This is a genomic window from uncultured Cyclobacterium sp., assembly GCF_963976465.1.
GTDB lineage: Bacteria > Bacteroidota > Bacteroidia > Cytophagales > Cyclobacteriaceae > Cyclobacterium.
In genome coordinates this window covers 1-6264 of the sequence record NZ_CAXBOC010000353.1, presented here as the reverse complement: position 1 = coordinate 6264, position 6264 = coordinate 1, and the positions used below count along the sequence as shown (strand labels likewise).

Genomic DNA, 6264 nt, shown 5'->3' with positions numbered 1-6264 from the left:
CTCTTTACACTCGAGAACAGAGCTAATATCATTTTATTCGGAAAGGGCTTTTCAACCGGGTTGGTCAAAAGATGAGCAATTGACTTGCAATGCCTTGGAACTCCGCCACCTTATTCAAAATGCCACTTTTGATGGCTTTCTCCCTGAAGATTATCACCTTGATGGCTTAAATATATTTTTCGAAAAATATTTTTCAGGAATCCCCCTGACTCCAATAGATTTGGCCAAGGTTGATTTTTTGCTTAGCGATGCCTTCATTCTATATGCCAACCATATTGGAAAAGCTCTATTTGGCTGTGACGGAAAACAATGTAAAAAAACAACTATTCAGCCTGCAGCCAAAATTTTCGATTTACCATCGCATGAGGCAATCCATGAAAAAATACTTGGAGTTGATAAAACGTGACTCAGGGAATAATTGGAAAAAGATACCGATACACGAGTCAATTGAAATACTCCAAAAAAGTGAAGGAATCCCCACCGTTCGCAAAAGGTTACAATTATGGAAAGACCTGAAACCTTATTCCATGCAACCCGGAACAGAAAACATCTATGATTCCATTTTGTATGAAGGCGTAAAAACCTTTCAGGAAAGAAATGGGCTTTTTCCGGACGGTGTGTTAGGCAAGGCCACCGTCGAAGCATTGAACAAATCCCCTCAGGAACTTATCAAGCAGGTAAGTGTAAATATGGAAAGGCTAAGGTGGCTTCCCGACACTACCGTACAGGAGTTTATTTTGGTCAATATAGCCAACTACGCATTAGATTATATCAATAAGAAAGACACTTTGCTTCACTCCAATGCAATTGTAGGAAAAACTTACAGGAAAACTCCGGTTTTTAATGGGGCCATGAGCTATTTGGTCTTTAGTCCCACCTGGACCGTTCCTCCAACTATATTGAAGAATGATGTAATTCCTGCTGTTAAAAACAACCTGAATTACCTTCAGTCAAAAAACATGCGTATTCTGGATTTTTCAGGAAATGAAATCCCTCCGTCTTCAATCAATTGGAGCACGGTAAATGCTGATAATTTTAAATACATGGTGAGGCAAGACCCAGGCCCATCCAATGCGCTTGGAAGGGTGAAATTCATGTTCCCCAATAAACACAATGTCTACATACATGACTCCCCTTCAAGGTCACTCTTTTCCCAAGAAGACAGGGCATTAAGTTCGGGCTGTATTCGTATTGAAAAGCCTATAGAACTAGCCAAATTATTACTTTCAGACCAAAAAAAATGGACGGATGATCTAATAAAAGAAGCATTAGTGGGCGATGAAGAGCGATCCGTTAGCCTGACCAGAAAAATCCCTGTGATTATACTCTATTTGACCTTTTGGACAGATAGCAGAAAAAAAGAACAAGTTCGAAAAGACATCTATGATAGAGACAATGAACTCTATAAATTGATGCAAAAACCTCTAAACTCCAGTTCGATTTAAATTGTCATAAACAATGGCTACGTCGCCACTGCGAACCCTTTTTGAGGTTTACTGAGGTTGGAAAGGGTGAACCAGTCTCAACTTGGGGATTCCCAGAGTTTTCACTACTCAAATGCCTCCCTAAACCTACCAATGCCGTGTTTCTAAAGACCAAGAATACGGAGCTAATAGCGCTAGCGAAAAACCGGTTTTACTATTGGGCCTACAGAGGCAATGGCCTAAGAAGTCAACCCATTTAAACCCAGATGACACCTCCTGAATCGGCTTACCCGGGCTTTCAAGATTTCTCCTGATTGGGATGCTTTATTAAATATTGTGATTTCGAAAACGTCAGGTCCCGGAATGACAATCTTTTTTATAATTTTAAGTTTAACTCAAGTAATAAACCGTCTTTGAATTTAGGGAGCTAAAATTAACTTAATACATTCTCCTTGATAAAATCAGATTGACTCCAATAGTCAGGTTCACTTGCGTGAACAAACAAGCAACTTTTATTTTTGATCAAATCAATTATAGCTTCAAAATTATCAGAGGGCAAAGCCGGACATCCTAAACTTCTACCCAGCCTTCCATGACGTGTAATAAATGATTTTTCAGCATAAGCGGCTGCATGCATTACAATCGCTCTTGCCCTGGCATTGTCATTAATCCCTTTTTCCATTCCATCTAAGCGCAAAGATTTACCATGCTTACCAAAATAGGTTTCACCCGTAAGGTAAAATCCCAAACTACTCATATAGCTTTCAGGCATGTTAGAAAACTTTTTAGCATGTAATCCCCCTGAATTCCTTCCATGGGCCACAAGGGAAGCATATTCCAATTTTTGATTGTTTACGTCAATTACCCAAAGCCTTTGTTCTGATGAGGGCAGATCAAAATCAACTATGGTTAATGGACTGCCTTCTTCGACCAATCCATCGTCAATCATTTTCAAATAACCTTTAAAAGCCATTGATAAAACTTCCTTTTTTAGCAATGGGTTTTGCTGCCGGATATTATCCCAAAGGCCTTCTACACTGTCCCTTATTACCTTAACCTCAGGTTTTTCTATAGGGTGTAAATTGACAATTCCTGCAGGTTTCATCTCAAATGAAAAAACAGGAAATACTACTAAAATTGTAAAAGCAAATATTTTAATCATACGCAAACTCAAACAAATAAAGGCTGGTCTTAAGGGATAAACCTCAATAAACCACAGTAATATAAGTCAATTTTGCCCCCAATTAATTCCCGAATGATAGGAAAATTTTGAAACATTTCTTCTAGACCGATTAAAGGAGATAAGTAAAGGAATTCAGAAACCAATGAAATCAATTAATTTTAAGCGTTTTTAGGACTATTATTATCAAGAGGTTTAAACCAATTGGCCTTAAATAAATAAAAGATCTGCACAGCCTAGGTCTATATGGGGGGTAATTAAAAAATGAATCTATGGCAGTTCCCGGACGGACTTTGACCTTTATTTGATTAATTTTGAACCGATTTGCCTTAAATATTTGTTCTTTCGGTTGAAAAAGGTAAAATGGGGTAAAAACGTAATATTGACCATTTAAAAAAAGCTTGAAACATTGCAATTTCTATATATCTAAAGGTATAGAAACTTAAAAAAAACAAAATTACTGGAATTCTGTTAAATAAAATATGAAAATAGCCATCTATAGAAAAGAACACTTTAATGCTGCCCATAGGCTTCACAACCCACAATGGTCAGCGGAAAAAAATGATGCAGTTTTCGGAAAATGTAACAATCCCAGTTACCACGGCCATAACTATGACTTGGAAGTTAAGCTTACAGGTCCAATAGATCCTGAAACAGGTTATGTCTATGACATGAAGCTATTGAAGGATGTAATTAAAGATAATGTTACGAAAAAGTTTGATCACAAAAATTTAAATTTAGATGTCGATGAATTCAAGAACCTTAATCCAACTGCAGAAAACATTGCTGTGGTTATTTGGAATATTTTGAGAGAGAAAATTGAATTAAAATACGACTTAACAATTCGATTATATGAAACAGAAAGAAACTTTGTTGAATTCAGCGGGGATTGATCTCAATCAAGCCATTGACGACATAGGAGATGATCATATTTCTTCTTCCCATGACACACCATTACGGGAAGATGCTTTTGAAATGGACGATGATCTGAAAATGGAATTGATTGAAAAACATTTTAAAGAAATCATGAATATTCTTGGCATGGACCTGAAGGACGATAGTTTAAAAGGCACCCCAAAAAGAGTAGCGAAAATGTTTGTGAAAGAAGTTTTTTCAGGGCTGAATCCAAAAAACAAACCAGAGGTTAAATTATTTGAAAACAAATACAAGTACAATGAAATGCTGGTAGAGAAAGACATTACTTTTTTCTCTCATTGTGAGCATCATTTTGTACCTATTTACGGAAAAGCACATGTTGCCTATATTTCCAATGGCAATGTAATCGGATTGTCTAAAATCAATAGGATTGTTCAATATTTTGCCAAAAGACCTCAGGTCCAAGAAAGGCTTACTGTTCAGATTGGTAATGAGCTTAAAAATGCTTTAGGGACAGATGACGTAGCTGTAATTATGGATGCAGACCATATGTGCGTATCCAGTAGAGGCGTAAGTGATACCAGCAGCAGTACTGTCACTTCCTTCTATAGCGGTCAATTTGAACATGACAACCAAAAAAGAAATGAATTCCTTAAATACATTTCTCTTTCAAGGTAAACATTTGTTTATTTTATAAGTCACTGCATTTAAAGCTGTTATTTCTAAGAAATAGCAGCTTTTTTTATTCTCTTCCTGTTATATCAAGAAAAAAGTTAAACAATTTGGCTGTGAATTAATTCTACTAAGTAAACATTGTGTGTGTATATGAAGGGAAAGAACATAGTAATTATTGGTGGGAATAGTGGAATTGGTAAAAAGGTAGCAGAAAAACTCAGTCAAAATGGTGCCGAAGTATATGCCTACTCCAGGTCATTTACAGGAGAGCAACACTTGGATATTGAGAAAGATTTTGAAGCATTACCCAACTTACCTGAAACTATTCACGGGTTCGTTTACTGCCCCGGAACGATTAACTTAAAACCATTCAAAAGGCTAACAATTGATGATTTCAGGCAGGATCTTGAGGTCAATTACCTCGGAGCTGTAAGAACGCTCCATTTTTTGGAGAATTCATTGAAAAGATCATTGCTCCGTCACTTACTGACACCCCTTTGGCCAACTCTCTGCTTTCTACACCGGACAAAAAAAGTGCAGCTGAAAAAAGGCATCCACTTGGTCGAGTAGGGAAAGCCACTGATATCGCAGCCTCAACGGTATTTTTACTTTCTGATCAATCTTCTTGGATCACTGGACAGGTAATCAAGGTTGACGGGGGAATTTCCGCGATAAAATGATTACCCCTATCGATAAAAAAAATAGAGCAGATAGGCAAGGATTGCCTTGGTATTTAAAACAGCTAAGTAAATGAGGACTCCACCGGAATCATATCTAATTTTTAAAGCAGAGCTAAAAAAGGCCAAGCTCGAAAAAGAGCAATTAAAGCGAGAATATGAAGATAAGTTACTAAAGATCAACCAAGAATTATCCCGATTAAAGGAGCAAATTTCCGTACAGCAAGACCTAATGAAAACAACCATAAATTATGCAGTAAGGCTTGAAGACGACTTGGAGAATTTCAAACAGCTTGTCGAAGAGGAGAAAAACAAAAGAAAAAGCTCTTTTCATTAATCAATTATTTTTATTACCTATAGGTAATGATGAAGAAAAAGAATGATTATGACTGATACTTTGAATAAACAGGAGTTGCAAGATTTTGAAATTGCTTTTGAAGAAGAGTATGCCAGGGTTGATACCAATAATTCAAAAGGGATTATCATTTGTACATTATTGGTAGATTATGTCCCCATTACTGACTTTAAAGCCATTTTTCACAAAATCACCAATATCATAAAAGAAGGCAACTATAAGAAATTCATCTTTGACAAAAGGGCTTTAAGGGCTTTTCATCAACCCAGTATGGAATGGTATTTTTTAGATTGGAAGAAAGAAGTCTTTTCTTATGGAATCAAAACGCATAGGAAAATTCTACCCAATGAGGCATGGTTTGTGAAACTGGTCATGATTGCCAAAAAACAAATCACATTGGAAAACCCCGGTAATATTATTCGGGAACTTGATATTAAATACTGTGACAGCATAGAAGAAGCCATAGCTGAATAATGAAAAGATTTACCAAAGACAATTTAATCAGTAAAGGCAAAGCCTACAATAGAAACTTTGTGAATTGCCTGAGTGGTTTCAAAAGCCTGAACCTTATTGGAACCATCAACACTGAAAACAATAAAACCAACTTGGCCCCTTTTAGTCAAGTATTTCATGTTGGAGCCAACCCACCTACTGTTGGGATTTTATTTCGCCCCCATACCGTGGAACGACATACCTTGGAAAACATTCTTCAAAATAAATGTTTCACATTAAACCATGTGGATGAAAATTTTTACAAAAAAGCACACCAATGCAGTGCAAGATGGACACAATCAGAATTTAAAGCCACAGGATTGGAGGAAGAATTCCTGAATGACTTCAAAGCTCCCTTTGTAAAAATAAGTCCTTTGAAAATTTCCTGTGTCCTAAAAGATAAAATTACCTTGGCAGTAAATGAAACGGTCTTAATCGTAGCCAACATAGAAGAAGTATGGGTAGCTGCTGATGCTGTTGAAGATGATGGGTTTATTGAATTAGATAAAATAGGAACCATTACTGTCTCGGGTTTGGATAGTTACCATAGCACTAGCAAATTGGACAGATTGCCCTATGCAAAGC

Annotated in this window: 9 protein-coding genes and 1 pseudogene; 9 read left to right on the top strand and 1 reads right to left on the bottom strand. The window is 36.7% G+C overall.

Going from position 1 to position 6264, the window contains the following annotated elements; translation table 11 throughout:
* Together AAC037_RS17615 and AAC037_RS17610 are read left to right on the top strand one after the other, a co-directional pair.
* Positions 1-406 (top strand): annotated as a pseudogene (locus AAC037_RS17615) (hypothetical protein); the annotation flags it as partial.
* Entirely contained in the window at positions 375-1445 is a 1071-nt protein-coding gene (locus tag AAC037_RS17610) for a L,D-transpeptidase family protein (RefSeq protein ID WP_339904395.1), read from the top strand. The pseudogene AAC037_RS17615 and the gene AAC037_RS17610, both read left to right, overlap by 32 nt.
* A gap of 412 nt (positions 1446-1857) precedes the next feature.
* Here AAC037_RS17610 and AAC037_RS17605 read toward each other — a convergent pair whose 3' ends face one another.
* Positions 1858-2586: a murein L,D-transpeptidase catalytic domain family protein gene (locus tag AAC037_RS17605; RefSeq protein WP_339904394.1), complete on the bottom strand. Its 729-nt coding sequence runs from the start codon at positions 2584-2586 to the stop codon at positions 1858-1860.
* Between the two features lie 500 nt (positions 2587-3086).
* Between AAC037_RS17605 and AAC037_RS17600 the strand changes: the two genes are divergently transcribed.
* The 7 genes from AAC037_RS17600 to AAC037_RS17570 all read left to right on the top strand — a co-directional run.
* Positions 3087-3497: a 6-carboxytetrahydropterin synthase gene (locus tag AAC037_RS17600; RefSeq protein ID WP_339904391.1), complete on the top strand. Its 411-nt coding sequence runs from the start codon at positions 3087-3089 to the stop codon at positions 3495-3497.
* Positions 3457-4158 carry a GTP cyclohydrolase I FolE gene (gene folE / locus AAC037_RS17595; protein ID WP_339904389.1) on the top strand — a complete coding sequence of 234 codons (702 nt, stop codon included), beginning with the start codon at positions 3457-3459 and terminating at the stop codon, positions 4156-4158. The genes AAC037_RS17600 and folE overlap by 41 nt, the downstream gene beginning before the upstream one ends.
* A 147-nt stretch (positions 4159-4305) precedes the next feature.
* Positions 4306-4725, top strand: a complete 420-nt coding sequence (locus AAC037_RS17590) for a hypothetical protein (protein WP_339904397.1) — start codon at positions 4306-4308, stop codon at positions 4723-4725.
* Positions 4653-4835 (top strand): SDR family oxidoreductase, encoded by a 183-nt coding sequence (locus AAC037_RS17585; protein WP_339904388.1) that lies wholly within the window; start codon positions 4653-4655, stop codon positions 4833-4835. Before AAC037_RS17590 ends, AAC037_RS17585 begins: the two co-directional genes overlap by 73 nt.
* A gap of 70 nt (positions 4836-4905) precedes the next feature.
* Complete coding sequence (locus AAC037_RS17580; protein WP_339904387.1) at positions 4906-5169, top strand: hypothetical protein; 264 nt, start codon at positions 4906-4908, stop codon at positions 5167-5169.
* Positions 5170-5217: 48 nt separating this feature from the next.
* Entirely contained in the window at positions 5218-5661 is a 444-nt protein-coding gene (locus AAC037_RS17575; RefSeq protein ID WP_339904386.1) for a hypothetical protein, read from the top strand.
* Positions 5661-6264 (top strand): flavin reductase (locus AAC037_RS17570; RefSeq protein WP_339904384.1); only part of this gene is annotated, 604 nt, incomplete at its 3' end. The genes AAC037_RS17575 and AAC037_RS17570, both read left to right, overlap by 1 nt.

Excerpts from the sequence above, each read along its gene's own strand:
- AAC037_RS17610 (WP_339904395.1), top strand. The coding sequence starts at position 375 with ATGAAAAAATACTTGGAGTTGATAAAACGTGACTCAGGGAATAATTGG.
- AAC037_RS17605 (WP_339904394.1), bottom strand. The coding sequence starts at position 2,586 with ATGATTAAAATATTTGCTTTTACAATTTTAGTAGTATTTCCTGTTTTT.
- AAC037_RS17600 (WP_339904391.1), top strand. The coding sequence starts at position 3,087 with ATGAAAATAGCCATCTATAGAAAAGAACACTTTAATGCTGCCCATAGG.
- folE (WP_339904389.1), top strand. The coding sequence starts at position 3,457 with ATGAAACAGAAAGAAACTTTGTTGAATTCAGCGGGGATTGATCTCAAT.
- AAC037_RS17590 (WP_339904397.1), top strand. The coding sequence starts at position 4,306 with ATGAAGGGAAAGAACATAGTAATTATTGGTGGGAATAGTGGAATTGGT.
- AAC037_RS17580 (WP_339904387.1), top strand. The coding sequence starts at position 4,906 with ATGAGGACTCCACCGGAATCATATCTAATTTTTAAAGCAGAGCTAAAA.
- AAC037_RS17575 (WP_339904386.1), top strand. The coding sequence starts at position 5,218 with ATGACTGATACTTTGAATAAACAGGAGTTGCAAGATTTTGAAATTGCT.